Source organism: Marinobacter sp. M5B, assembly GCF_042604615.1.
Classification (GTDB): domain Bacteria; phylum Pseudomonadota; class Gammaproteobacteria; order Pseudomonadales; family Oleiphilaceae; genus Marinobacter; species Marinobacter salarius.
The window spans coordinates 3158515-3183582 of the sequence record NZ_CP156894.1; the positions used below are offsets into that span (position 1 = coordinate 3158515).

Genomic DNA, 25068 nt, shown 5'->3' on the forward strand with positions numbered 1-25068 from the left:
GTTGAGAATCATGGCCAAGAAGCTGTACATCAAGACCCATGGCTGCCAGATGAACGAGTACGACTCATCACGTATGGCAGACCTGCTTCGCACCGGCGAAACCGTCGAAATGACCGACTCGCCGGACGACGCCGACATCCTGTTGCTAAACACCTGCTCAATCCGCGAAAAAGCGCAGGAAAAAGTGTTCCACCAGCTGGGTCGCTGGAAGAAACTGAAAAACAGCAAACCGGACCTGATCATCGGTGTAGGCGGTTGCGTGGCCAGCCAGGAAGGCCAGGCTATCATCGACCGGGCACCCTACGTGGACATGGTCTTCGGGCCGCAAACCCTGCATCGCCTGCCGGATATGATCACCGAAGTCCGCGCCAAGGGTAATGGCGTTGGCGTGGTAGATGTCAGCTTTCCGGAAATCGAGAAGTTCGACAACTTGCCTGATCCCGGTGCCGACGGCCCGTCCGCATTTGTGTCCATCATGGAAGGCTGCAGCAAATACTGCACCTTCTGCGTGGTGCCCTACACCCGTGGCGAGGAAGTCAGTCGGCCGGTGGACGACGTGATCGCGGAAGTCGCCCACCTGGCCAGCCAGGGCGTGCGTGAGGTAAACCTGCTGGGCCAGAACGTTAATGCCTACCGCGGCGAAACCCACGATGGCGACGTGATGGACATGGCGGAGCTAGTGACCCTGATCGCCACCATCGACGGCATTGACCGTATCCGGTATACCACCTCACACCCGGTGGAGTTTTCGGACTCACTGATCGAGGCCTATGAGCAGGTACCAGAGCTGGTCAGCCACCTGCACCTGCCAGTGCAAAGTGGCTCAGATCGGATACTGGCAGCCATGAAGCGCGGCCATACAGCTCTGGAGTACAAGTCCAAACTTCGCCGCCTGCGCAAGATTCGCCCGGACATCAGCTTCTCCTCGGATTTCATCATTGGCTTCCCGGGGGAAACCGAGAAGGATTTCGAGGACACTATGAAGCTGATCAACGATATTGGCTTCGATATGTCGTTCAGCTTCATCTACAGCGCCCGGCCCGGCACTCCGGCGGCGGACCTGCCGGATGACACGCCACTGGAGGTGAAGAAGCAGCGCTTGAGCATTCTCCAGGACCGGCTGAACCAGAATGTGATGGACATCAGTCGCAAGATGGTCGGCACGACGCAGCGTATTCTGGTAACAGGCTTGTCCAAGAAGGACCCCGGTGAATACGCGGGCCGTACCGAGAACAACCGTATTGTGAACTTCCGGCATGAGAATCCGGAGGTGGTTGGGCACTTTATTGATGTGGAGATTCGGGAGGCTCTGCCTAATTCTCTTCGCGGGGTTCCTGTGGGTTCCGGGATGTATTAAACCTGGGCCCCACGCGTCTCGGGTTTGGTGAATGGCGAGTGGTGGGGATGGCGCGACCGAGCCCTACATGGACGTATTCACGGGCGTTTTTTGGAATAGTCCTCCGGCCAGCGCCCGATTGCACAATTCATGACATACCCGCTCCCTGAATCCACGGGAGTAAACAAACGGAGCACTTTTGAACGCCAACGATCACCGACAATTCGACCTACACCCGGTAGACCAACGCCGGCTGACCACCCTCTGCGGCCAGTTTGATGAGCACCTGAAGCACATTGAGCGGCGCATGAACGTCAAAATTGGCCGCCGTGGCCATCATTTCCGGGTGGAAGGTGAAACTGAACACGTGGCAGCCGCTACGGAAGTTGTCCGGCACCTTTATCGGGAAACCGAAGCCAACGATGATATCTCGCCGGACATGGTTCACCTGTTTATCCGCGAGACCGGGTTCGAACGGCTGGCGGAGGATGTGCCCTACAAGGGCGCCGTCACCGTCATCAAAACCCCGAAACTGCAGGCCAAGCCCAGAGGCGAGAACCAGCAGAAATACGTGCACAACATCCGTACCCACGATGTGAATTTTGGCATTGGCCCCGCCGGTACCGGCAAAACCTGGCTGGCGGTGGCGTGCGCAGTTGAGGCACTGAAAGACGAACAGGTGAAGCGCATCCTGCTGGTCCGGCCGGCCGTGGAAGCCGGCGAAAAACTCGGCTTCCTGCCGGGTGACCTGGCCCAGAAGGTGGACCCTTACCTGCGCCCCCTCTACGACGCCCTCTACGAAATGCTGGGCTTTGATCATGTAACGCGGCTGATCGAAAAAAGCGTGATTGAGATCGCGCCGCTAGCTTTCATGCGCGGCCGCACGCTCAATAATTCGTTCATCATTCTGGATGAGAGCCAGAATACCACCCGCGAACAGATGAAGATGTTCCTGACACGGATCGGGTTTGGTTCCACTGCCGTGATCACCGGTGACACCACCCAGGTGGATCTTCCCCGCGGGCAGAATTCCGGCCTGATCCATGCGGCCGGTGTGCTGAGCAAGGTGTCCGGTATTGGCTTCACACGGTTCGAGGCCCGCGATGTGGTGCGTCACCCATTGGTGCAGCGGATTGTCGAGGCTTACGATTCCTTTGACGACGGGAGCGCCACAGGCCAGTGAGTGAACTGACAGTGGACTTGCAGCGGGCCATCGAGGTACCCGAGGCGCCAGATGACATCGAGTTTGAGCGCTGGGCCCGGGCCGCATGGTTGGGTGAGAATCCATCCGAGGTGACGATCCGTATCGTTGCCAGTGATGAGAGCGCCGAGCTGAACAGCCAGTATCGCGGGAAATCAGGGCCAACCAATGTACTGTCCTTCCCATTTGAGGCGCCAGCCGGTATAACGGTTCCGTTGGCCGGTGATCTGATCATTTGTGCCCCGGTTGTTGAAAAAGAAGCAGCCGAGCAGCATAAAACACTGACGGAACACTGGGCCCATATGGTGGTGCACGGTATGCTGCACCTTCAGGGCTACGACCACATTGAAGACAATGATGCCGAGGTCATGGAAGCCCTCGAGATCCGGCTGCTTGCGCAGCTCGGGTTCAGCAATCCTTACGAGACAGAGGAAACGGAAAAAGACTCATGAACGACGATCAGTCGAGTCGCAGTCAGGGCAGCAACAAGTCCTGGCTGGAGCGTATATCACAGGCCTTCTCCAGCGGGCCTGAGTCCGTCGAGGACGTGCTGGAAATCCTGCGGGACGCCGAGTCCCAGGAAATCATCGATACCGATGCCATGAGCATCATCGAAGGTGCCATGCAGGTGATCGACATGCGGGTGGATGAAATCATGATTCCCCGCTCCCAGATGGTCACCGTCAAGGCATCCCAGGACCCGAAAGAGTTCCTGGGCGAAATCATTTCATCTGCCCATAGCCGCTTCCCGGTCATTGGCGACAGCCAGGACGATGTCATTGGCGTACTGCTCGCCAAGGACCTGCTCCCTCTGGCCCTGAACAACGACCTCAACTGGACCCGCATCCGCGAGATTCTTCGCCCTCCCACGTTCGTACCGGAGAGCAAGCGCCTGAACCAGCTATTAAAAGAGTTCAAGGAAACCCGCAACCACATGGCCATTGTGGTTGACGAATACGGTGGTACAGCCGGCCTGATCACCATTGAGGATGTGCTGGAACAGATCGTGGGCGAAATCGAAGACGAACATGACTTCGACGAGGAAACCCACATCAAGGCCCGCGGCGATGGCACATACGCCGTGAAGGCCGTCACCCCCGTCGACGACTTTAACGAATTCTTCGAGACCGAGCTGGACGAAGAGGAGTTCGACACCATTGGCGGCGTTGTACTCAAGGAATTCGGCCATCTGCCCAGACGGGGCGAGTCGGTTGAGTTTGGCGGATTGCAGTTCACCATTGCCAACGCCGATAACCGTGTTATCCGTCTGCTGCAGGTAACGCGTGGTGATGACCAGTAATACAACGGCCCGAACCTCCGAACTGACATCCGCCCTGTCCGAGCACGCCTGGCTGCGAGCGGCCACTCTGCTCGTTGCCGGGGCCTTGCAAACACTCACCTTTTCACCCTTTAACTGGTGGTGGCTGGGGCCGTTGTCGGTCGCGCTGATACTGTTTTGCTGCCTGCCGCTCGCCCCGCAAAAGCTGTTTCGGGCTGGCTGGCTGGTCGGATTGGGGCTGTTCGGTACCGGCGCAAGCTGGGTCTACATCAGCATCAGTGAACACGGCAATACGTCCGTTCCACTCGCGATCATACTCACCGTTATTTTTGTGTCGGGACTCGCTCTTTTCCATGGTCTGGCGTTCTGGGCCTGGGGAAAACTTGCCAAAAACAACGCGGTCAGGCGGCTGATCCTGTTTCCGGCGGTGTGGATACTCTGTGACTGGGTCCGGGGCTGGCTACTGACAGGGTTTCCCTGGCTGTACCTGGGCACCGCCCACGTTGATGGGCCTCTGGCCGGCTTCGCCCCCTTAACGGGCGTTCACGGGCTTACGTTCTGGGTGACGGTAACCGGCTGCGCAATTCCAGGCTGTTGGTGGCTGACCCGGAAAGCCCGCCATGCCAGCACGGCGCTCATCGCAGGTGTGGTGCTGCTGCCCTGGGTAACCGGCCCGGCCTTTTCCCAGGCACAATGGACGACCCTGCAGACAGAACCAACCACGTTTGTCGCGATGCAGGGCAACATTCCCCAGCAAATCAAGTGGGACCCGGACTTCCTCCGGGACCAGATCGTCGCATACCTGGAGCTGACTGAAGGCCACTGGGATACCGACCTGATTCTGTGGCCGGAAACCGCTATTCCGATTCCCCAGGACCAGGCTGGCAAAATCATCGACCACATCGGTGAGGAACTGGGAGAGAGCAGCACACTGATTACCGGCATCCCCTGGTACGGCTTCAGTGACCGCATTGAAGACTTTACGTACCACAACAGCATCATGGCCATCGGTAGCGGCGGCGGCATCTACCATAAGCAGAAGCTGGTGCCTTTCGGTGAGTATGTGCCGCTCCAGCAGTGGCTTCGCGGTCTGATCGGCTTTTTTGACCTGCCCATGTCCAGTTTCAGTCGCGGCCCTTCCAATCAGTCGCCACTTGAGGCCAATGGCATCAGGATCATGCCGTTTATTTGCTACGAAGTGGCTTACCCGGACTTCGTCGCCACCAATGCCCGCAACAGTGGCATGCTGCTGACCATCAGCAACGATGGCTGGTTTGGCGATTCCATTGGCCCGCTGCAACACCTACAAATCGCCCGCATGCGGGCACTGGAAACCGGTCGTTATATGCTGAGGGGCACGAATAATGGTGTAACGGCCATTATTGACGAGAAGGGCCAGATCACCGAAACCATCCCGCAGTTTGAGCGTGCGGTAATGACAGGTGAGGTCTATGCGGCTGAGGGCAATACGCCCTACATGCAATCCGGGTCCTGGCCGGTGTTGACGCTGGCGGCGATTCTTATTGTGTTTGTTCGGGAGCGGGTGATTCCGCGGAACTGATTTATCCTGGGGGCGGGTTCGCAGCCTGCCTGAATGGCGCCTGGCCACGGGGTGGGGGCCCTTTTCTTTGGAAAAAGAACTCGCTTTGCTCGGACACCTTTTTCTGGCAGAAAAGGGACCCCCACCCCATGGCCGCTCCGGTTCTGTGCTGAACGCCTTTTGCTCGGCCTGTATCTATTCTGACTTCCGTGGCCAGCGGCTGGTGACGCGTTCGTAGTAGTGGGAGCCGCAGGCGTCACAGGGTTCCAGATGGCTGGTTGCGGTCAGGCAGCGCATGTGGCTGCAGTTCAGGCATTTGAACATGCCGGCCGTGGCCACTTCGCCGCTGATATACTGGCTAGGCTCGTGGTTTTCCAATTTCTGGTTCAGCTCCAGCGTATCCAGTCGGGTTTTGTCCGCTACCGAGAACAGCATATCCGCCAACTGGTGCTCGAGCAGTGAGATATCCAGTTGCAACCATTCCTTCAGGCCTTCGCCGGTTTCTTCCACGAAATGCAGCAGGTGTTCGAGGTCCCGCTGCAGATACGCGCCAAGCAGGTCCGCTTCTTCGCGGGTCATCTCTGCTAGTTCATACTCAAACTCCACCGCCCGCTCGATTTCCTCTTTCAGGGTATCGCGAGTGGTATTCTCCATATCACTGAGCCGGGCCTGGACCCGCTCCAGCATGCGGTCGTAGGCCTCGAGAGCCCTGCCTGAGAGATGATTGCGTTCTGGTTCGGTCATGACTGCTCCCTCATGGTGTACGGTCGGAGTGGCTATGGCTGATCAGGGCACGCTGTGAATACATCCCTGTACGCTTGACAAAAACAGGGATGTTTTTTACGAGCCTACAGGGACGTATTCACGGCGTGTCCCAGTCAGCCGCACCTGCCCGCCTTCACCCCAAGCATGGCACAGTATCGGCAAATTGGCAGACTACCTGTTAAGCCTTGTGTGCGTTAGAATGTCCGGCCTCTTCGCACATCTTTTTTGATACGGTCTGATAAAGGGTAACTTTGGTAATGGCAGGAATGGACCAGCAATACAATCCGCGCGATGTTGAACAACAAGCCCGTACCTATTGGGAAGAAAACAACACGTTTACGGTGAAGGAAGAACCGGGCAAACCCAAATACTACTGCCTGTCCATGTTCCCCTACCCCAGCGGCAAACTGCACATGGGGCACGTGCGCAACTACACCATCGGCGACGTCATTTCCCGTTACCAGCGTATGCAGGGCAAGAACGTCATGCAGCCCATGGGCTGGGACGCGTTCGGTCTGCCCGCTGAGAACGCCGCCATTGCCAATAAGACCGCGCCGGCGAAGTGGACCCACGCCAATATTGCCTACATGAAAAACCAGCTCAAGCAATTGGGCTTCGGTTACGACTGGAACCGCGAGCTGGCGACGTGCAAGCCGGATTATTACCGCTGGGAGCAATGGTTCTTCGCCCGCCTTTACGAAAAAGGCCTGGTGTACAAGAAGATGTCCACCGTCAACTGGGATCCAATCGACCAGACGGTGCTGGCCAATGAACAGGTGGTTGATGGCCGTGGCTGGCGCTCCGGCGCGTTGGTCGAGCAGAAAAAGATTCCCCAGTGGTTTATCCGCATTACCGACTACGCCGAAGAATTGCTGAATGATCTGGACGAGCTGGAGGACTGGCCTGAGCAGGTCAAGACCATGCAGCGTAACTGGATTGGCAAATCCGTGGGTACCGAGCTGACCTTCCCCCTCAAAGGCCGCGAGGACGCGCTGGACGTCTACACCACCCGCCCGGACACGCTCATGGGCGTGACTTACATGGCCGTGGCCGCCGAGCACCCCATTGCCAAGGCCGCTTCCGAGCGCTATCGCGAGGTTGCTGAATTTGTCGAGCAGTGCCGTAACAGCAAGGTTGCCGAAGCCGATATGGCAACCATGGAAAAGAAAGGCATTGATACCGGTTACAAGGCCATTCACCCGCTGACGCAGGAAGAGATTCCCGTTTACGTCGCCAACTTCGTGCTCATGGAGTATGGCACTGGCGCATTGATGGCGGTGCCCGGCCATGATGACCGTGACCACGAGTTCGCGCTCAAGTATCGCCTGCCCATAAAGCAGGTTATCGCCGCCACAGACAGCCGCGAAATCGATGTTCAGGAGCGCGCCTTCACCGAAAAAGGTGTTCTGGTATCCTCTGGAAAGTACAACGGCCTGACCAGTGCCGAGGCGTTTGACGCAATCGCCGATCATCTGGAAGAAAGCAGTATTGGCAAGCGCACGGTCAACTATCGCCTGCGGGACTGGGGCGTGTCGCGCCAACGCTACTGGGGCGCTCCAATCCCGATGATGACCCTGGACGATGGCACCGAACGCCCGGTACCGGACGATCAGTTGCCGATCACACTGCCCGAAGACGTGGAGATGGACGGCGTCCAATCTCCCATCAAGGCAGATCCGGAATGGGCAAAGACCAGCTTTGAAGGCCAACCGGCCACGCTGGAAACAGACACCTTTGACACCTTTATGGAGTCGTCCTGGTACTACGCCCGCTTCTGCAGCCCCAACTACGACAAGGGCATGCTGGACCCGGCTGCCGCCAACTACTGGCTGCCGGTGGATCAATATATCGGCGGCATCGAGCACGCCATTCTGCACCTGCTTTATGCGCGCTTCTTCCATAAGCTGCTGCGGGATGTGGGGCTGGTCAACAGTTCCGAGCCCTTTAACCGCCTTCTGTGCCAGGGCATGGTGCTGGCCGAAACCTATTATCGTGAAGACGATAACGGTGCAAAAATCTGGATCTCGCCAGCGGATGTCGTTACTGAGAAAGACGACAAGGGTCAGGTCGTGCGCGCCGTTCACAAGGACGACGGACAACCGGTGGTGGCCGGTGGTGTCACCAAGATGTCCAAGTCCAAGAACAACGGCATTGACCCCCAGGCTATTATCGATGAGCACGGTGCCGATACCGTGCGTCTGTTCATGATGTTTGCGGCGCCTCCAGAGCAGTCACTGGAATGGTCCGACAGCGGTGTTGAGGGTGCCCACCGTTTCCTCAAACGCCTGTGGCGTATGGTCAGCGAACACACTGAAAGCGGAATGGTTCCTGCCCTGGATACCACCGGCCTCAGTGAAGGTCAGCGCAATCTTCGTCGCAAGACCCATGAGACTATTGCCAAGGTGAGCGACGATGTCAGCCGACGGTTGACGTTCAACACCTCCATCGCAGCGGTGATGGAACTGCTCAACGATGTCAGCAAACTGACCGACAATGAGCCCCAGAGCCTGGCGGTTCGCCAGGAAGCGCTGGATACCGCGGTACTCGTCCTGTCTCCAATCGTTCCCCATATCTGTCACCAGTTGTGGCACGCACTGGGTCACGACGAGCCTGTGGTTGACGCACCCTGGCCGGAGGCGGACAAGGACGCCATGGTTCGCAGCGAGATTCAGGTTGTCCTGCAGGTGAATGGCAAAGTCAGGGCAAAAGCCGACGTCCCAGCGAACATCGAGAAGAGCGCACTGGAAGCTCTGGCACTCGAGAACGAGAACGTTGTCCGTTTCACCGAGGGCAAAACCGTGCGAAAGGTCATCGTTGTGCCCGGTAAACTGGTGAACGTGGTGGCGAACTGATATGAACCTCCCGGCGAGCCTACCCAAGATACTTCCGGCTGGTCTCGCCCTGTCACTTCTGGTGTCAGGGTGCGGGTTTCAGCTACGGGGCGCCCCGCCGGTGTCGTCCGCATTGCAGCCGCTGGCTGTTGATTGCTCCGGCGATGTGCCAGAACAGCTGTGTGGCTCGGTGAAGGAACAGCTGTCTCTGGGCAACATCGACCTTCAGCCCTCCGAAAAAGCCGATTATGTGCTCAACATCAGCAATTTCCGCCGGGAACGTCGTGCCAGCGCCATCACCGTGCGCGCCGCGGCTGCCGAGTATACGTTGCGGCAAACGGTCGATATTGAGGTTTTGACCTCCGACAAGGTTCCTCTGATCGCCCCAACCGACTTGAATAGCAGTGAAACCTATCGCTACGACGAATCCAATGTGCTGGCCAAGCAAAGGGAAGAGGAAGCCCTCCAGGAGCAACTCTATGACCGACTGGCCCAGCAAATTATCTTTCGCCTGGCGCCCCTTGACCGGGATCGCATTGACCGGCTGAAACAGGAAGCGGAACAGACCCGCGATCAAGACAGTGGCCAACCATGAAGACCCAGGCCCACCAGCTACCCCAGCTTCTCCAGAAAGGCTTGTCACCTGTTTACCTGGTGTCAGGCGATGAGCCCCTACTGGTTCAGGAATGCTGCGACCAGATCCGGAAGACTGCGCGGGAAGCGGGCTATCAGGACCGGGTAACCTTCCACGCCGACCAGCAGCTGGACTGGAACCGCGTGGGCGAGGAGTTTGGTGCGCTATCGCTGTTTGCCGAAAAACGCCGTATCGAAATACACCTGCCTACCGGCAAATTGGGTGATGGCCGCGCCGTTCTTGAAAGCGTGCTGCAGAATCCTCCTGACGACATTGTGCTGCTACTGATCAGCGCACGGCTGGATGCCGCCGAAACCCGCCGGAAGTGGTACAAGGAATTGCAGGACAAAGGCGTACACGTGCCGGTATGGCCCATTGATACTGATAAATTCCCGGGTTGGCTGCAACAGCGGGCTCGCAACCATGGCCTCAGCCTTACCCGCGGCGCACTGGACATCCTGGCGGAACGCCTCGAGGGCAACCTCCTGGCGGCAAGTCAGGAACTGGATCGCCTGGCGTTATTGGGCACCGGCGCCACCATCGACGAAGACACCGTCGAACAGGCTGTTCAGGACAGCTCCCGCTTCAACGGTTTTGAGCTGGTGACAGAACTCCTCGCGGGCCGGGCCGCCCACGCTCGCAAAATCGTCGGGGTACTGCAGCAGGAAGGCGAGAACCCGCTGGGATTGCTGGCGGTACTGACACGGGACCTGAACCTCACCATGGAGCTGAATATCGCCGCGGCCAAACGGGAGAATACTGCCGGCTTCCTCAAGAAGCGCGGCGTGTTCCAGCCCCAGCGCGCAAAGGCCGTTGAACAAGCGGCGAGACGCCTGAACCGCCACCAGCTCAATACCGCACTGGAACTATGCAGCACCACCGACAGGGCCGCCAAAGGCTTTGATACGCTCTCCCCCTGGCATTACCTGCAAGACCTGATCACCTTGCTTGCAAGACCCGCCTGACTCCGCGAAATGGCCGTCATCCGGCTTGACAGTTTTCGATATTCAGTAGCATCGTATAGTTGTTAACTGTTAAAGGAGGTGCGTGATATGAGCTTCCAGGACGAACTGAAAAAACTGTCCGAAAAGATTAAACAGTACCGTGACGAAGCACGGGTTCAGATGCATCTGGCCCATGAAGACGTGAAAGACGAGTGGGACGATCTGGAGAAGGACTGGGAACGGTTTCGGAGCAAACTCGATCACATCCTTCACGACGCCGAAGATGCATCAAAAGAGGCTCGCCAGACCGCTCATAAGCTGGGCGAAGATTTGAGAACGGGTTACCAGAATCTGCGCAACCGAAAGAAGTGAAGTGTTAACCAGTTAACATAATGCAACAAATAGCCACACAGAGGCTCTCTCCCTTTGAAGCCTCTGTGTCATACTTCTCAATTATAAATGAATAAACCGTCATTTTTCTGACCGGCCAGATCTAACCACTTCCTTTCCTGGCCCGATCAGCAAAGGCGCTGTCACGCGCTGAGAGGTATAAATGGCCTATGAAAACTAAAAACGTTGTTTTGGTCGCACTGGCGGCCTTGCTTATCCCGTCTCTCGTCATCAGCCAGAACACCCGCTTCAGTGACCCGGACACCGTTGTAAAAAACGAGTTCTGGGGCAACCTTTATGCCCAGGGCGGCAACTCCTTCTTCTGTGACACACCCTTCAAAAGTAAAGGCTTTGTCCTTACGGAAGGCTATGTCTACCCTCTGGCAGAAGTTCGCAATGCACTTGGGTGCGGCACCAGCAGCCAATGCGACGATGACGACAGATACCGGCAGATTGCATCGGACCTTCATAACATGGTCCCCGTGCGCAGTCGCATTGAAATGTCCCGGAGAAACGCGATTTACGAAGAATTGGGCAATGCAAGCAGCCCGGACGAGTGCGGAATTCGCGAGAGCGCGCAGTTTTTTGAACCCCCGCAAAAGGTAAAAGGCGATATCGCCCGCACGGTTGCCTATATGGTGGACACCTATGACCTGCCCTGGGCAGGCGCTTCCCGGGTGTTCAAGAGCTGGAACCAGATCGATCCACCGGATGATCGAGAGCTTGTCCGCCATCGCCAGGTGGCCGACATCCAGGGTAACGAAAATCCGTTTGTCCTTGATCCGGGCCGGATAGAAAACCTGTAAGCGAGTATATAGAGCAGCACAAAAGGCAGGCCCGCGGGCCTGCCTTTTTTGTTCACTGCTGACTACTCAGAACTCCTCAGCCGTCAGCGCCATCATTGAGTCGCTACCACTGCGAATGCCCTCAGCCAGTGCGACGGTCTTCGGCAGCAATCGGTCGAAATAGAAGCGTGCGCTCTTCACCTTGCCGGTGTAGAAGCCGGAGGTGTCGCCATCGGCCTTCGGTGCCGCCACTTTAACCATTTTGGCCCACATATAGCCAAGAGCTGTCAGGCCAAACAGGTCGAGGTAGTCCACGGAGGCCGCGCCCACAGCGTCCGGGTTATCCCCAGCCTGCTTGATCACATGCTCAGTCACATCCGACAGGCGCTCAAATGCTGCTGCCAGTGGCTCCAGGTAGGGGCGCAGGTTTTCGTCGCTGCTGTTTTCCTCGATGAAGGTGGCCACGTCCTCAGCAAATAGCTCATAAAGCTTGCCCTGGCTGCCGACCACTTTCCGACCCATCAGGTCCAGCGCCTGGATGCCGTTCGTGCCTTCGTAGATCTGCGTTATGCGGCAGTCGCGAACCAGTTGTTCCTGGCCCCACTCCCGGATAAAGCCGTGACCGCCGAAAACCTGCTGGCCCATGATACAAGCGTCCAGGCCACGATCGGTCAGGAAAGCCTTCGCTACCGGTGTCAACAGCGCCACCATGCCCTCGGCATGCTTGCGGCGCTCGTCATCGTCGGAATACTTGGCGATATCCAGCCACTGAGCAACATAGGTAGAGAACGCGCGCCCTCCTTCCACATACCCTTTCATGGTTAGCAGCATGCGGCGCACATCAGGGTGGACCAGGATCGGGTCCGCAGCTTTTTCCGGCTGCTGGGCACCCGTGGGAGCTCGGCTCTGGATACGCTCCAGAGCGTATTCACGAGCACTCTGCAGCGATGCTTCAGCAGCACCAACACCCTGGATGCCCACGCCCAGACGCTCATAGTTCATCATGGTGAACATGGCGGCCAGTCCCTTGTTCTCCTCGCCAACCAGCCAGCCCCTGGCGCCGTCGAAGTTCATCACGCAAGTAGCGGACCCCTTGATGCCCATTTTTTTCTCGAGGGAACCGCAGCTCAGGCTATTGCGCTCGCCAAGGGAGCCGTCTTCGTTGACTGCAAACTTGGGCACCAAAAACAGGGAAATCCCCTTGGGGCCCTTGGGCGCATCCGGCAGCTTCGCCAACACCAGGTGGATGATGTTCTCCGCCATGTCGTGCTCGCCCCAAGTAATGAAAATCTTGGTGCCCGTTACACTGAAGGAGCCATCGCCATTAGGCTCGGCCTTGGTGCGGATAATCCCCAGATCCGTGCCCGCATGAGGTTCCGTCAGGTCCATAGCGCCTGACCAGGTACCCGCGTACATATTAGGCAGGTATTTTTCCTTGAGCTCCTGACTGCCATGGGCGTCCAGGGCCAGGCAGGCGCCCGCCGTCAGCATCGGGGCTAGGCCAAAGGCCATGTTGGCCGCCTGCATCATCTCCTCAAACTGGGCAACCAGAGTTTTTGGCATGCCCATACCGCCAAACTCCGGGTTGCCGCCCAGGCCGTTCCAGCCACCCTCAACGATGGTCTGGTAGGCCTCGCGAAACCCCTCGGGTGTGGACACGTCGCCGTCATTCCACTTACAGCCTTGCTCATCGCCCTCGCGGTTCAGAGGAGCCAGCACACCACTGGTAATCTTACCGGCTTCTTCCAGAATGGCATCGGCAGTGTCCGGGTCAACGTTCTCTGCCACTTTGGGCAGAGACGCCCAAAGAGCCGGCGCATCAAATACTTCATTCAGGACAAAGCGCATGTCACGTAAAGGTGCCTGATAATCAGCCATCTCAAAACTCTCCACAATTCAGTCAGTCTGCGAAGTGAACAACGATGGACCTTCGGCCCTGATCACTTCCTCGGCTATGTGTCCGCACAGGTTATATTTATGGTGGCCTATTCTACCCTATCGGAGCCCCCAACTCATGGAGCACCGGCGGCCATGTCATCAAAAAAGCCCGCCTCCTGGGAGAGCGGGCTTTTAGAGTTCCGTGAAACCCGCCTTAGAGGGCGAAGGCTTCTTCCGGCATGTCCATCAGGCTGTCTGAGCCCGCCAGCATGCTTTCCGCATGCCCTTTGGCCCGCGGCAGCATGCGCTTGAAGTAGAAGCGCGCTGTCTGAACCTTGGCGTTATAGAACATTTCCTCGGTGGTACCTTCCACCATCTTGTCCAGCGCCACCTTGGCCATACGGGCCCAAAGATAGGCGAAAACAGCGTAACCGGAGTACATCAGGTAGTCCACGGAGGCCGCGCCAACTTCTTCGCGGTTCTTCATGGCGGACATGCCAACCTTGGTGGTCAGTTCGCCCCACTCCTTGTTCATGGCGGCCAACGGCTCAACGAATTCTTTCAACTGCTCGTTGTCGGCGTTTTCCTTGCAGAACACGTGAACCTGCTTGGTGAAACCTTTCAGGGATTCACCTTGGGTCATCAGTACTTTGCGACCGAGAAGATCCAGCGCCTGAATACCGGTGGTGCCTTCATAGATCATGCCGATACGGGAATCACGAACGTTCTGCTCCATACCCCACTCGGAGATAAACCCGTGACCACCGAATACCTGCATACCCAGGTTGGCTGCTTCGTAACCGATCTCGGTCAGGAACGCCTTGGCGATCGGGGTGAGGAAGCCCAGGGCTTCATCAGCCGCTTTGCGATCTTCCTCGGTCTTACCGCTGTGAACGATATCAGCCTGCTGTGCGGTCAGGTAAATCAGAGCACGGGCGCCTTCTGCAACCGCTTTCTGGCTCAGCAGCATGCGACGAACATCCGGGTGAACGATAATCGGGTCAGCGATACCCTCGGGGTTCTTCGGACCACTCAGCGAGCGCATGGCCAGACGGTCTTTGGCGTAGGCCAGGGAGCCCTGGAAGCCAAGCTCAGCAGCACCCAGACCCTGGATCGCGGTACCAATACGCGCCGTATTCATAAAGGTGAACATGCAGTTCAGGCCCCTGTTCTCAGGCCCGATCAGCCAGCCTTTGGCGCCGTCGAAATTCATCACACAAGTGGCGTTGCCGTGAATACCCATCTTGTGCTCGATGGAACCACAGGAAACGGCATTGCGCTCACCGGAAGAGCCGTCGTCATTCGGCAGAAGCTTGGGCACGATAAACAGGGAAATGCCCTTGGTACCTTCAGGAGCGCCTGGCAGCCGGGCCAGCACAATGTGGACGATGTTTTCGGCCATGTCATGCTCACCAGCGGAAATGAAGATCTTGGTGCCGGTGATGCTGTAGGTGCCGTCTGCATTGGGCTCGGCCTTAGAACGCAGCGTGCCCAGGTCGGAACCGCAATGAGGCTCGGTCAGACACATGGTGCCGGTCCACTCACCGCTGATCAGCTTGGTGAGGTAAGTCTGCTTCTGCTCTTCAGTGCCGTGGGCTTCAATGGTGTTGGTCGCACCGTGGCTGAGGCCGGGATACATGCCCCAGGACCAGTTGGCGGTACCCACCATCTCGCTCATTACCAGGCCAAGGGAGTGCGGCAGGCCCTGGCCACCATAGTTGGGATCAGCGGTCATGGACGGCCAGCCGCCTTCCACGTACTGCTGATAGGCCTCTTTGAAGCCGGTTGGCGTTTTCACGCCGTCTTCGCTCCAGGTGCAGCCTTCTTTATCGCCCACCTGGTTCAGCGGAGACAGAACCTGCTCACAGAACTTGGCACCTTCCCCGATGATGGCATCGACCATATCCGGAGTTGCATCTTCGGCGCCTTCCAGATTGGCGTAGTGCTGCTCGCTGTCCAGCAGCTCGTTCATTACGAATTTAATGTCACGCAGGGGCGCTTTGTAGTCAGGCATGGAATCCACCTCAGGTTTTCGGTCTCAGCTGCGACACGGTCACAACACTCAGCCTCGGGATTTACTCATACGCTCAGCAAGAGAAGCTGAACGCCAATAAAACACTTGTTTGAAACATACGTTTAGAGGCACAGAATTGTCAATAGGCGCAATCAAAATTTGTGTTGTGTTTTGTCGCGAATGTGTACCGATGGCTTAAGCACACGGGGAGGTTTTAGACTAAAAAGCAGCTTGTTTTCAGGCTGTTGCCCGGAAGGATGAAGAGGGATTGGCGCTTACATCATTGCTCCCGACGCCGGAGATGACCTGATAGGCATTCGTCGCTTCCTGCGACTGCTTTGCACTGCTTTCGTCACCCGCCTGGTCCTCGGACACTTCAGATTGCCCGGACTCGTCAGTGCGACCCAACTCTGAGGAGAGTTCAGCTTGTGCCTGCAGCATCAACTGCATGGCCTCTGCCGCCACTGCCCGGTCTTGTGGGGAAGGCTCTGCCGGCGCCAACGCTGCGGCCCTGACCACACGCATTTTATCGATTGTCGCCTGGGGATCTCCCCGCACGGGCGAGGTGCTGATCGAGACCTCGCCACCAACAGCGTACTGGGCACCGTCGGGGCCCCGTTCATAGACGTAGGAAATGGAACCGGCGTACTGGCCGCCAACCGCCTGATGGGCTGCCTCATGGGCACGAACCTCACGGTCCCTGGCTTTCAGTTCCGTAAGCTGTTTCAGCTCTGCCTCATCCAGGCCCTGAGCATCCTCTACGCTGGAACCCTGCGAGCGGGTACGATCCTCCGCAGCATTATCGTCAGCTACGCGGCCGGACCCGGAGGTTTCAGGAGATGTTCGAGATGAAGGTGATTCATCCGAAGATGGCCGGAGAGGGGCACCCGCAGCTGCGTCTCCCGAGCCAACGGAAGGCGCAGGAAAGGCAGGAGCCATTGACGGAAGGGAGCCCGAAATCATCATGTCAGCAGACTGGCCGTCGAATCCAAAGGACCTGAACAGGGCTCGGACGCCCTGAGAGGGTTCAGGCAGTAATATCCAGAAGCGTTCCCAGGGTTTCGTCGGCGGTTTTCACTACCTGGGCCGAGGCTTCAACGCTGCGCTCGTACAGTTTCAGATCAATGATCGGTTCCGCGAGGCCACCGACACCTTCTGCCGTGCCCTGGGGGCCATCAACACCGCCACGGGCAATCCTGCGGGCGGCATTTTCCATGCCTTGCATGCCGTCCTGGATACCCTGAATACCAATGCCTAATGTATTGCTGATCATAACCGCGCAGCCCAATGACCATATATTGACACCAGTAAGCCACAAATTTGGTCAATTTTCAAACAAAACGGCAACATCCAGGGCTTCGGCCAGCTCCTTCGGGTCGGCACGCTTCTGCCATGGCAACACCCCCAGGCATGGCGCGGGCAGGTTCTGAATCAGATAATCGAGGGTTTCCTGCTCACAGTTCATGGCCGTGGGGTCCGGCCGATTGGCCACCCAGCCTGCGACAGGCAAGCCATCACGGCGGATAGCTTCAGCGGTTAACAGTGCATGGTTGATACAGCCCAGTTTCAGGGGTACCACCATAATGACAGGCATACCCAGAGCGACAGGCATGGCGGCGTATGTTTCACGATCATTGAGTGGTACCCGCCAGCCGCCGGCACCCTCCACCAACAGTAAATCCGCGGGACGCATCTGCAACCCGCGGCAAAATCCGACCAGCCGTTCCGCCGTGAGGTGCCGACCCGCCTGGGCAGCTGCCACATGGGGCGCGATGGCGGGCTGTAAGGCTACCGGGTTCACCTGATCGTAAGGCAACGGTTCCGACATGGACTCCATCAGTATCAGCGCATCTTCATTGCGCAGCCCCTCCGGTGTTTCGTCGCAACCAGACGCCACCGGTTTCATCGCAAGCGTTTTCTTCCCCAGGGTAGCGGCCGCCTCAAGAATCGCAGCAGACACCAGCGTTTTCCCCACGCCGGTGTCGGTACCCGTCACAAAGTAACTCTTTCTGGCCATAGATCAATGAATCCCCATGTCAGTCCGGCAGACGGCAACCCAGCCATGCCGATGTGTAAGTGGCCTGTATCCGGCGTTCCCCGTCTCGCGGATAATAACGGCACATGGCCCGCAAACGGCCAGGCGCGGTCGCGCTTTGCCGCCGCGAGGCGCCTTTGTACCCGGCGCCGATAGCCTTGAGCTCCGCCAGCAGAGCCAGCGGCGAGGGATAATCCAGTGAAATGGTCTCGATCGCAAGTTGCGGAGCCGGGAGCGTTTCAAATGCCTGCTCCCGAAAACGCGCTTCCGATTCAAAACGATTCACATGCTGGTGCCCGGGGTCTGCCCGGTGCCATGCTTCCCGAAGTTCGTCGAGGGTACCCTCCAGCAATGTCGACACCAGTAGCCGACCGCCTGGGCGCAGAACCCGGCGGCATTCAGCAAGCACACCGGCCGGGTCACGGCACCACTGAATCATCAAATTGCTGAAGACCACGTCCACACTGTTATCCGGCAACGGCAACGCCTCGGCATCCGCCTCGATCCACCGAATGCCGCTCGGGTTGGCAGATCGGGCGTAACGAAGCATTCCCGCAGCAATATCAACGCCGGTCACCTGGCTCCCCGGAATCGACGCCAACTGCCCTGTAAACCACCCAGTGCCGCTACCCAGATCGAGTATCTGGAGTCCATCTGCGCTTTGGGCCTGATGCAGCCCTTCCTTCAACTGGTCCAGCAAGACCTGGCCCATATAGCGCTGCAGCCGGGCAGCGGGATTGTAGGTATGGGAAGCTGAGCCGAAATCGCGGGCAATTGTGGATTTCGGAGGCACCCAGTCGTGGATATTGGATGTTACAGGGTCCATTCAACCTCCTTGCCGAAAACAAACTGAAGGATTTCGTCATGGCAACGCGAAAGCGCCTGCCCTCGAGGCCAATGGGTCATACCGGCTACCCTAACGACCTTGGCGGCTGGAGACGGATGAAACGAGTGCTCCCAACATTCAACGACCACATCGTTGCTCGCCTGAAGATGCAGCGTCGGCACTGGTAAAGCACCCCACAGAGACCGCTGATCTTCGCTGCCCAACCAGTCCAGGCCCCGAACCAGGTTCACGTCGCTGACAGAAGGCCCTCGCGCAAGCCAGGGGCGCAGTTCCTGCCGGGCTTGCGACTCATCATGGCTGCCGTGAATCAAAAGTCGCTGAAAGCGCCGCCAGGCAAGGCCGGCGTTTTGCGACACCTGTTCCCGGAATGTCTCAAAAGTATCCACTTCCATCCCTGTGGACCCCTGCTCCCCAGCCACAAAGCGGGGAAACCCCGCCAGAGTGATTGCCTTGCGGACCTGGGGACAACTGCGTGAGGCAGCCGCCATTACCACCTGCGCCCCCTGGGACCAACCCGCCCAAACTGACGGGCACGGATAACGCTCCAGCAGATAATCCGCCACCCCCGTGACCGAGTCGCATCGGGACATCAGGGCGTCGTTCAGCGATATCAGATGAATCTCCCCTGGCCAACGATCAAACAACGGAAGCAACATGGCGGCATCGACACCCCAACCACCCACAACCACCAGCGGGATTCGTGATTCCACAGCGTTCATACCACCTCTGCAGAGGGCCTGTTCAGTAGTGAACGGCAGTCCGCCAATGCGGACAGCAACGTTGCCAGGTCTTCCGAAGAGTGCGCAGCGCTGAAGGTGACCCGCAAACGAGCCTGGCCTTCCGGCACAGTCGGCGGCCTGATCGCCGTAACCATTAGCCCCCTCTCCTCCAGGGCCTGGCTCAATGCCAGGGCTGCCCAGTTGTCGCCCACCATGATTGGCTGAATTGGTGTGCGCGATGGCATCAACTCATAGCCCAGTGCCGATGCCTCCTGGCGAAACTCTGAGATCAGCATCTGCAGGTGACTGCGACGGCTATCTTCCCGTTCGATCAGGTCAAAGCTGGCACAGGTGGCCAGAGCGATGGCCGGAGGCATGGCGGTGGTGTAGATATAGGTGCGGGCCTTCTGTACCAGGAAATCCATCAACAGCTGCGGGCCAGCCACAAAGGCGCCACTGGTGCCCACAGCCTTTCCCAGGGTGCCGATCAATATGGGCACGTCCTCCTCGGACAATCCCTGCTCCATCAGGCTGCCCCGCCCCTGGGGCCCCAGGACGCCCAAACCATGGGCGTCATCCACCACCAGAAGGGCCTCGTGCGCCCGGCACAGTGCCGCCAACTCCCTCAATGGTGCGATATCCCCGTCCATGCTGAATACGCCGTCTGTCACCACCAACTTGTGGCCACCGGTAGCGGCAAGCATGTCAGTCAGGGCACTCATATCACCGTGGCGATAACGACGCACCCTGGCGCGGCTGAGAACACAACCATCGATGATGGAGGCATGGTTCAGGCGATCAGAGAAGATGGTATCGCCACGGCCAGCCAGCGCAGAGATAACGCCCATATTGGCCATGTAGCCGGTCGAAAAAAACAGCGCAGCACTGCGGCGGGTAAATTCCGCTAGCCGCAGTTCCAGTTGGTGGTGGGCATCGTGGTGACCGCAAATCAGATGCGAAGCGGCACCGCCAAAACCGGTGTTTGGCATGGCCTCAGTGGCAGCCTTGATAATCCCGGGGTGATTCGCCAGCCCCAGGTAATCGTTGCTGCAGAACGACAGTAGCGGCACGCCATCGGAAACCAACGCGGGCTGCTGGGGGCCGCTGATCTGGCGGCGGGTACGGTATAGCCCCGCCTGTTTTCGCTCTTCCAGCTCTGCTGCAAAGTCACGCATGGCCAGCCCTCACAGACATGCTGCCTGCCTATGCAGACTCACGGGTGGCATCGTAGAACATGTGACGGGTCTGTTCGTATTCGACCGCTTCAACGATAGCTTCTTCCGCTTCCTGTTCGGTGCAGGACTGCTCGCGCTCTTCAGGCCGAATGCCCAGACGCTTGAACAACTCGCGGTCCGCATCCGCCTCGGGGTTGGCGGTCGTCAGCAGCTTCTCGCCATAGAAAATCGAGTTCGCACCAGCGAGGAAGCACAGGGACTGCATCTGCTCATTCATATTTTCACGGCCCGCAGACAATCGCACGTGCGAGGCAGGCATCATGATCCGAGCAACAGCGATGGTACGGATAAAGTCGAACGGGTCCAGATCTTCCACATTTTCCATCGGCGTTCCTGCCACCTTCACCAGCATGTTCACCGGCACGCTCTCCGGATGGTGGGGCAGATTCGCCAACTGAACCAGAAGGCCAGCACGATCGTCAGGGTCTTCGCCCATGCCCACGATGCCGCCGCAGCATACTTTCATGCCTGCATTACGGACATTCTCGAGGGTGTCCAGCCGGTCCTGATAGGTGCGGGTGGTAATGATATGGCTGTAGTACTTTTCGGACGTATCCAGATTGTGGTTGTAGTAATCCAGCCCGGCTTCGGCCAGCTCGTCGGCCTGTTCCTGCTCCAACATGCCGAGGGTCATGCAGGTTTCCAGGCCCAGGGATTTAACCTGGCGCACCATATCCACGACATATTCCATGTTTTTCTTCGACGGGCTACGCCAGGCCGCCCCCATACAGAAACGGGACGCGCCCTTTGCCTTGGCGGCCTTGGCTTCAGCAACCACTTTTTCAATTTCCAGCAGTTTTTCCTTTTCCAGGCCGGTGTTGTAATGACCGCTCTGGGGACAGTATTTACAGTCCTCCGGGCAGGCACCGGTCTTGATGGACAGGAGCGTGCTGATCTGCACTTCATTCGGGTCGAAATGCTCACGATGGACGCTCTGAGCCCGGAACACCAGGTCATTGAATGGCAGTTCGAACAACGCACGGGCTTCCTGCATGGTCCAATCGTGGCGCGGTGAGGTAGAAGGCGCGGCAGAAGGCGCTATAGAGGGTGCATCGGCGTGTGCGGTGGCAGTCATGATTCAGTCCTGTTAACTTTACCGGGATTCTGGTTTACGGATTGAACAGATGATAAAGGGACTGAAATCGCTGTCAACCTTGATGACACCAAAGGTTAACAGCGCGAAACGGATTCCGCGCGCTCAAATCAGCATCAAGGGCTTATTTCAGCTGCGCGGCGGGCAATGCGTGGCCTGCCTGGAACCGCATGCCCATTTCGGGCTCTGCACTCCCTGCCGGCAGGACTTGCCCGCCAACCACTCGCACTGCCGCTGCTGCGCACTGCCTATCGCCTACGCTGGCGATGAACTCATCTGCGGTCAGTGCCTGAAAGACCCACCGCCCTTCAGCCGAATCGTCGCGCCCTGGCGCTATCGATTCCCGGTTGACGGTATGGTCCAGCGCTACAAATACAATGGCCAACGCGCCTATGCCCGCCCCCTGATCCAGGATCTGAGCACTCATCTGACATTGATGCTGGAGACCCATCCTGAACGCACGCCGGACCTGCTTCTGGCCAGCCCGATGCATCCGGCCCGTCGACGAAAACGAGGATTCAATCAAGCGGCGGATATTGCAGAGCACATCAGCCGTCAATCGGGCATTCCCTGGAGCGCTGACCTTGTCGTCAGGAACCGGCGCACCCGGCCACAACGAGGACTGAACCGCGAAGAGCGCCTGGCCAACCTGCGGGGAATCTACCAGGTTACCCGTATACCACCGGCCAGCATTGCCATCGTTGATGACGTGGTCACCACCGGCGCCACTGCACGAAGCCTGACTGAAGTGCTGCTTGAGGCCGGCGCCAGGGAGGTTCAGATCTGGGCGCTGGCAAGAACCCCCGGATAAAGGTATGCAAACGCATTAGTCGGCGAGCTGCCCTGCCACTTCATCCGCAATGGCCAAAGCAGCCGTTAATCCCGGCGACTCAATGCCGAACAGGTGCACCAGTCCGGCAACACCGTGCCGACGTTCTCCGGCGATCCGGAAATCCGCAAACCCACCATCCGGGCCAGCAAGCTTGGGACGAATGCCGGCATAGGCGGGCTGCAGGCGGGACTCGTCCAATGCTGGCCACCAACGGCGAATACTTTCAGCAAACGACCTTGCCCGACCGGGGTCAACCGAGAGGTCCACTCGCTCTATCCATTCAACATCGGGCCCGAATCGAGCCTGGCCCGCTAGATCAAGCGTCAGGTGAACGCCGAGGCCGCCTGGTTCAGGGATCGGGTATACCAATGAACGGAAGGGGTGGCGACCGGAATAGCTGAAGTAGACACCTCGGGCCAGCCACTGGCGGGGCGCGATATCCGCTGGCACTCCCTGCCAGCTCGTGGCCAATGGTACTGCTCCGAGGCCGGCTGCGTTCACCACCCGTTGCGCCCTGAGCTCACAGGGCGCCGGCCCTCCAACCTGCAACCGATGCTCTCCGTCACAGGTCGCCGCATGTTCTACAGGCGCCTGGCGGACCAAATGGCCACCGTAGTCCTCCAGCTCTCCCAGCAACGACAGCATCACACCATGACTGTCTACAATGCCCGTTTCCGGTGAGTACAACGCCTCCTGGGCGGTCACGTCCGGCAGAGACACCCGCAGGGCCCTGCGGGTTACCCGCTGGAGCGGAACACCGTTGCGAAGGGCCTGACTGGCGATAGTGTCGAGCCTCTCCACCTGCGACGCGCCATTGGCCACAATCCACTTGCCGGTTTTGCGGTGGTCGATGCCACGGGTCTGACAGTACTCATACAACATCCGACGACCACGAACACACAACCGGGCCTTGAGGGAGTCCTCGGGATAGTAGATCCCAGCATGGATAACCTCACTATTGCGGGACGACACCCCTTCGCCAAAGTGAGCGCCGGATTCCAGCACCAGCACCTCCCTGCCCTGCTTGGCCAGCGTCCTGGCCACTGCGAGGCCGACAATGCCGGCACCGACGACCACGGTATCTGCCTGTACTATGTCTCGCCCTGTCATCTGCTTTAACGTCACCCGCGTTGTGTTTCGATCGTTTGTCAGCATCACCAACACGCTCGTTGGCTAAAAAGCCCGAATCGCATTACGGTGTCGCCCCCGAAACGTTATACTTGGCCGTGAATTGAGTGCACGGAGCAGGGAACCGATGTCTGACAGGAAGCAGTTTATTATTGTAATGCTGGTGGCGGCCATATTTGTTGGCTGGCTTGGCTGGCGAGGCTTTGAAGTCATCAGCCTGAACCAGGCACTGAAGGCCGATGAAATGGTGGCCAACTATCCTTATCAGCATCGCGTTCTCCGGGTTGAAGGAGGGACCGCCATCATGAGCTCACTGCGCTCCCATGAAACCTCGACGCACGAAGCACTCACCACCATTTTTCCGAGCATGCGTAACCTGGGAGACAATGATCGTGACTGGCAACGGGCCGAGCGTGAACTGGCCCAGGTCCAGGCCCAGGCAGGCAACATCGTCCTCAGCGCGTCTGGCATTGATCGGGTGCGATGGGAACTGGACGAAAACTGGTATCACCTCGCCAGCATGAAGTCCCAACAGAATTCGAGATACTAAACCTTATTTATGACCGAAACCTCCAGCCATCCTTACGACGCCCTTACCCCCGATACCATTCTTGATGCCCTGGAAGACGCCGGATTTGTGGTCAGTGGACGCCTGTTTGCCCTCAACAGCTACGAGAACCGTGTTTACCAGATTGGTATTGAAGACCAGCCACCGATAATCGCCAAGTTTTACCGTCCGGGGCGCTGGAGCGAAGCCCAGATCCGGGAAGAACATCAGTTTACCGTCCAGTTGCTCAACGCCGATATTCCGGTCGTGGCGCCCATGGCTATGCCCTCCGGCGATACACTGGGCCGTTGCGGGGACTTTCTGTTTGCCGTATTTCAGCAGCGGGGCGGGCAGGCGCCCGACACCAGCGTGACAGATACCCTGTACCGCCTCGGCCAGTGGCTGGGCCAGCTCCACAATATCGGTGACACTGAGCCCTTCAACCATCGCCCGGTTATGTCGATTCTTTCGGGCATTGAGGATAACAATCGGTTCCTTACGGAAAACCGCTGGATTCCAGATGACCTTCGGCCAGCGTGGGACTCGCTGATTCCCGATCTTGTCGACCACTGCGCCCGTCGGATCGATGACGCTGGCGAGGTGCACTCCCTGAGAATTCATGGTGACTGCCACGCCGGCAACATCCTCTGCCGCGAGGAACAGATGCTGTTTGTCGACCTGGACGATTGCCGTACCGGGCCTGCGATTCAGGATTTGTGGCTGTTACTGAACGGTGATGACGTTGAACGTGGCCAGCAATTTGGTGAACTACTGGAAGGCTACGAGATGTTCCGCGATTTCAATCGTCGTGAGCGTCATCTGATTGAACCCATGCGCTGCTTCCGGCAGATTTCCCACTGCACCTGGCTGGCCAAGCGCTGGGACGACCCGGCCTTCCCGCGTTTCTTCCCCTGGTTTGCCCAGCCGCGTTTCTGGTCCGACCAGATCCTGTCACTTCGGGAACAACTGGCGGCGCTACAGGCCCCTTCCATTCATGTACCCGGCCAATATTGAGGCCACTATTACCGACAGACC

General features: G+C 58.2%; 24 protein-coding genes. 13 read left to right on the top strand and 11 right to left on the bottom strand.

The genetic code is table 11. From position 1 onward, the window contains the following. The first annotated feature begins 10 nt into the window (after window positions 1-10). The 5 genes from miaB to lnt all read left to right on the top strand — a co-directional run bounded on the left by miaB (window position 11) and on the right by lnt (window position 5377). Complete coding sequence (miaB, locus tag AAGD24_RS14320; protein WP_041332420.1) at window positions 11-1357, top strand: tRNA (N6-isopentenyl adenosine(37)-C2)-methylthiotransferase MiaB; 1347 nt, start codon at window positions 11-13, stop codon at window positions 1355-1357. A 178-nt stretch (window positions 1358-1535) separates the two neighbouring features. Then, on the top strand, window positions 1536-2519 hold the full coding sequence (locus tag AAGD24_RS14325) for a PhoH family protein (protein WP_136633631.1): 984 nt from the start codon (window positions 1536-1538) through the stop codon (window positions 2517-2519). Continuing rightward, entirely contained in the window at window positions 2516-2989 is a 474-nt protein-coding gene (ybeY, locus tag AAGD24_RS14330) for an rRNA maturation RNase YbeY (RefSeq protein WP_036209787.1), read from the top strand. The genes AAGD24_RS14325 and ybeY overlap by 4 nt, the downstream gene beginning before the upstream one ends. Next, a complete protein-coding gene (locus AAGD24_RS14335; RefSeq protein WP_036209781.1) occupies window positions 2986-3837 on the top strand; it encodes an HlyC/CorC family transporter in 852 nt (283 codons plus the stop codon). Before ybeY ends, AAGD24_RS14335 begins: the two co-directional genes overlap by 4 nt. Further along, window positions 3827-5377, top strand: coding sequence for an apolipoprotein N-acyltransferase (lnt, locus tag AAGD24_RS14340; RefSeq protein WP_136633632.1), 1551 nt, complete (start codon window positions 3827-3829; stop codon window positions 5375-5377). Before AAGD24_RS14335 ends, lnt begins: the two co-directional genes overlap by 11 nt. Window positions 5378-5551: 174 nt before the next feature. Here the strand turns inward: lnt and AAGD24_RS14345 are convergent, their stop codons facing one another. Next, the gene (locus tag AAGD24_RS14345) at window positions 5552-6100 is read right to left on the bottom strand and encodes a zinc ribbon-containing protein (protein ID WP_007154802.1); all 549 of its coding nucleotides are present in this window, start codon (window positions 6098-6100) and stop codon (window positions 5552-5554) included. 287 nt (window positions 6101-6387) lie between these two features. Between AAGD24_RS14345 and leuS the strand changes: the two genes are divergently transcribed. The 5 genes from leuS to AAGD24_RS14370 all read left to right on the top strand — a co-directional run bounded on the left by leuS (window position 6388) and on the right by AAGD24_RS14370 (window position 11726). Further along, window positions 6388-8973: a leucine--tRNA ligase gene (gene leuS, locus AAGD24_RS14350; protein ID WP_199480392.1), complete on the top strand. Its 2586-nt coding sequence runs from the start codon at window positions 6388-6390 to the stop codon at window positions 8971-8973. A 1-nt stretch (window position 8974) separates the two neighbouring features. After that, the gene (gene lptE / locus AAGD24_RS14355) at window positions 8975-9547 is read left to right on the top strand and encodes an LPS assembly lipoprotein LptE (protein WP_036209774.1); all 573 of its coding nucleotides are present in this window, start codon (window positions 8975-8977) and stop codon (window positions 9545-9547) included. Continuing rightward, a complete protein-coding gene (gene holA, locus AAGD24_RS14360; protein ID WP_041332415.1) occupies window positions 9544-10551 on the top strand; it encodes a DNA polymerase III subunit delta in 1008 nt (335 codons plus the stop codon). The genes lptE and holA overlap by 4 nt, the downstream gene beginning before the upstream one ends. Before the next feature lie 87 nt (window positions 10552-10638). After that, entirely contained in the window at window positions 10639-10902 is a 264-nt protein-coding gene (locus AAGD24_RS14365) for a hypothetical protein (RefSeq protein WP_007154806.1), read from the top strand. 188 nt (window positions 10903-11090) lie between these two features. Beyond that, window positions 11091-11726: an endonuclease gene (locus tag AAGD24_RS14370; RefSeq protein ID WP_036209771.1), complete on the top strand. Its 636-nt coding sequence runs from the start codon at window positions 11091-11093 to the stop codon at window positions 11724-11726. Between the two features lie 66 nt (window positions 11727-11792). Here the strand turns inward: AAGD24_RS14370 and AAGD24_RS14375 are convergent, their stop codons facing one another. The 9 genes from AAGD24_RS14375 to bioB form a co-directional block, all read right to left on the bottom strand. Continuing rightward, complete coding sequence (locus AAGD24_RS14375) at window positions 11793-13583, bottom strand: acyl-CoA dehydrogenase C-terminal domain-containing protein (RefSeq protein WP_075196522.1); 1791 nt, start codon at window positions 13581-13583, stop codon at window positions 11793-11795. 214 nt (window positions 13584-13797) lie between these two features. Further along, entirely contained in the window at window positions 13798-15597 is a 1800-nt protein-coding gene (locus AAGD24_RS14380) for an acyl-CoA dehydrogenase C-terminal domain-containing protein (protein ID WP_036209767.1), read from the bottom strand. A 237-nt stretch (window positions 15598-15834) separates the two neighbouring features. Next, a complete protein-coding gene (locus AAGD24_RS14385; RefSeq protein ID WP_226909942.1) occupies window positions 15835-16536 on the bottom strand; it encodes a putative metalloprotease CJM1_0395 family protein in 702 nt (233 codons plus the stop codon). An 88-nt stretch (window positions 16537-16624) separates the two neighbouring features. Further along, window positions 16625-16870 carry a flagellar biosynthesis protein FlgE gene (locus AAGD24_RS14390; RefSeq protein WP_127401714.1) on the bottom strand — a complete coding sequence of 82 codons (246 nt, stop codon included), beginning with the start codon at window positions 16868-16870 and terminating at the stop codon, window positions 16625-16627. Between the two features lie 51 nt (window positions 16871-16921). Continuing rightward, on the bottom strand, window positions 16922-17614 hold the full coding sequence (gene bioD, locus AAGD24_RS14395) for a dethiobiotin synthase (RefSeq protein WP_127401715.1): 693 nt from the start codon (window positions 17612-17614) through the stop codon (window positions 16922-16924). 19 nt (window positions 17615-17633) lie between these two features. Continuing rightward, entirely contained in the window at window positions 17634-18458 is an 825-nt protein-coding gene (bioC, locus tag AAGD24_RS14400; protein WP_127401716.1) for a malonyl-ACP O-methyltransferase BioC, read from the bottom strand. Further along, window positions 18446-19198, bottom strand: coding sequence for an alpha/beta fold hydrolase (locus AAGD24_RS14405; RefSeq protein WP_127401717.1), 753 nt, complete (start codon window positions 19196-19198; stop codon window positions 18446-18448). The genes bioC and AAGD24_RS14405 overlap by 13 nt, the downstream gene beginning before the upstream one ends. Then, window positions 19195-20373 carry an 8-amino-7-oxononanoate synthase gene (gene bioF / locus AAGD24_RS14410; protein WP_127401718.1) on the bottom strand — a complete coding sequence of 393 codons (1179 nt, stop codon included), beginning with the start codon at window positions 20371-20373 and terminating at the stop codon, window positions 19195-19197. Before bioF ends, AAGD24_RS14405 begins: the two co-directional genes overlap by 4 nt. A 28-nt stretch (window positions 20374-20401) precedes the next feature. Continuing rightward, window positions 20402-21508, bottom strand: coding sequence for a biotin synthase BioB (gene bioB, locus AAGD24_RS14415; protein ID WP_143071122.1), 1107 nt, complete (start codon window positions 21506-21508; stop codon window positions 20402-20404). A 49-nt stretch (window positions 21509-21557) separates the two neighbouring features. Between bioB and AAGD24_RS14420 the strand changes: the two genes are divergently transcribed. Further along, window positions 21558-22337, top strand: a complete 780-nt coding sequence (locus AAGD24_RS14420) for a ComF family protein (RefSeq protein ID WP_075196527.1) — start codon at window positions 21558-21560, stop codon at window positions 22335-22337. A 15-nt stretch (window positions 22338-22352) separates the two neighbouring features. Here the strand turns inward: AAGD24_RS14420 and AAGD24_RS14425 are convergent, their stop codons facing one another. Continuing rightward, entirely contained in the window at window positions 22353-23468 is a 1116-nt protein-coding gene (locus tag AAGD24_RS14425; RefSeq protein ID WP_085681973.1) for an NAD(P)/FAD-dependent oxidoreductase, read from the bottom strand. A 145-nt stretch (window positions 23469-23613) separates the two neighbouring features. Between AAGD24_RS14425 and AAGD24_RS14430 the strand changes: the two genes are divergently transcribed. Continuing rightward, on the top strand, window positions 23614-24036 hold the full coding sequence (locus AAGD24_RS14430) for a hypothetical protein (RefSeq protein ID WP_007154819.1): 423 nt from the start codon (window positions 23614-23616) through the stop codon (window positions 24034-24036). A gap of 9 nt (window positions 24037-24045) precedes the next feature. Beyond that, window positions 24046-25047 carry a serine/threonine protein kinase gene (locus AAGD24_RS14435; protein ID WP_127401719.1) on the top strand — a complete coding sequence of 334 codons (1002 nt, stop codon included), beginning with the start codon at window positions 24046-24048 and terminating at the stop codon, window positions 25045-25047. Window positions 25048-25068 lie beyond the last annotated feature (21 nt).

Bases quoted from the DNA above. Each gene is read 5' to 3' on its own strand.
- miaB (WP_041332420.1), top strand. From the start codon at position 11: ATGGCCAAGAAGCTGTACATCAAGACCCATGGCTGCCAGATGAACGAG.
- AAGD24_RS14335 (WP_036209781.1), top strand. From the start codon at position 2,986: ATGAACGACGATCAGTCGAGTCGCAGTCAGGGCAGCAACAAGTCCTGG.
- lnt (WP_136633632.1), top strand. From the start codon at position 3,827: ATGACCAGTAATACAACGGCCCGAACCTCCGAACTGACATCCGCCCTG.
- AAGD24_RS14345 (WP_007154802.1), bottom strand. From the start codon at position 6,100: ATGACCGAACCAGAACGCAATCATCTCTCAGGCAGGGCTCTCGAGGCC.
- leuS (WP_199480392.1), top strand. From the start codon at position 6,388: ATGGACCAGCAATACAATCCGCGCGATGTTGAACAACAAGCCCGTACC.
- lptE (WP_036209774.1), top strand. From the start codon at position 8,975: ATGAACCTCCCGGCGAGCCTACCCAAGATACTTCCGGCTGGTCTCGCC.
- holA (WP_041332415.1), top strand. From the start codon at position 9,544: ATGAAGACCCAGGCCCACCAGCTACCCCAGCTTCTCCAGAAAGGCTTG.
- AAGD24_RS14365 (WP_007154806.1), top strand. From the start codon at position 10,639: ATGAGCTTCCAGGACGAACTGAAAAAACTGTCCGAAAAGATTAAACAG.
- AAGD24_RS14370 (WP_036209771.1), top strand. From the start codon at position 11,091: ATGAAAACTAAAAACGTTGTTTTGGTCGCACTGGCGGCCTTGCTTATC.
- AAGD24_RS14375 (WP_075196522.1), bottom strand. From the start codon at position 13,583: ATGGCTGATTATCAGGCACCTTTACGTGACATGCGCTTTGTCCTGAAT.
- AAGD24_RS14380 (WP_036209767.1), bottom strand. From the start codon at position 15,597: ATGCCTGACTACAAAGCGCCCCTGCGTGACATTAAATTCGTAATGAAC.
- AAGD24_RS14385 (WP_226909942.1), bottom strand. From the start codon at position 16,536: ATGGCTCCTGCCTTTCCTGCGCCTTCCGTTGGCTCGGGAGACGCAGCT.
- AAGD24_RS14390 (WP_127401714.1), bottom strand. From the start codon at position 16,870: ATGATCAGCAATACATTAGGCATTGGTATTCAGGGTATCCAGGACGGC.
- bioD (WP_127401715.1), bottom strand. From the start codon at position 17,614: ATGGCCAGAAAGAGTTACTTTGTGACGGGTACCGACACCGGCGTGGGG.
- bioC (WP_127401716.1), bottom strand. From the start codon at position 18,458: ATGGACCCTGTAACATCCAATATCCACGACTGGGTGCCTCCGAAATCC.
- AAGD24_RS14405 (WP_127401717.1), bottom strand. From the start codon at position 19,198: ATGAACGCTGTGGAATCACGAATCCCGCTGGTGGTTGTGGGTGGTTGG.
- bioF (WP_127401718.1), bottom strand. From the start codon at position 20,373: ATGCGTGACTTTGCAGCAGAGCTGGAAGAGCGAAAACAGGCGGGGCTA.
- bioB (WP_143071122.1), bottom strand. From the start codon at position 21,508: ATGACTGCCACCGCACACGCCGATGCACCCTCTATAGCGCCTTCTGCC.
- AAGD24_RS14420 (WP_075196527.1), top strand. From the start codon at position 21,558: ATGATAAAGGGACTGAAATCGCTGTCAACCTTGATGACACCAAAGGTT.
- AAGD24_RS14425 (WP_085681973.1), bottom strand. From the start codon at position 23,468: ATGACAGGGCGAGACATAGTACAGGCAGATACCGTGGTCGTCGGTGCC.
- AAGD24_RS14430 (WP_007154819.1), top strand. From the start codon at position 23,614: ATGTCTGACAGGAAGCAGTTTATTATTGTAATGCTGGTGGCGGCCATA.
- AAGD24_RS14435 (WP_127401719.1), top strand. From the start codon at position 24,046: ATGACCGAAACCTCCAGCCATCCTTACGACGCCCTTACCCCCGATACC.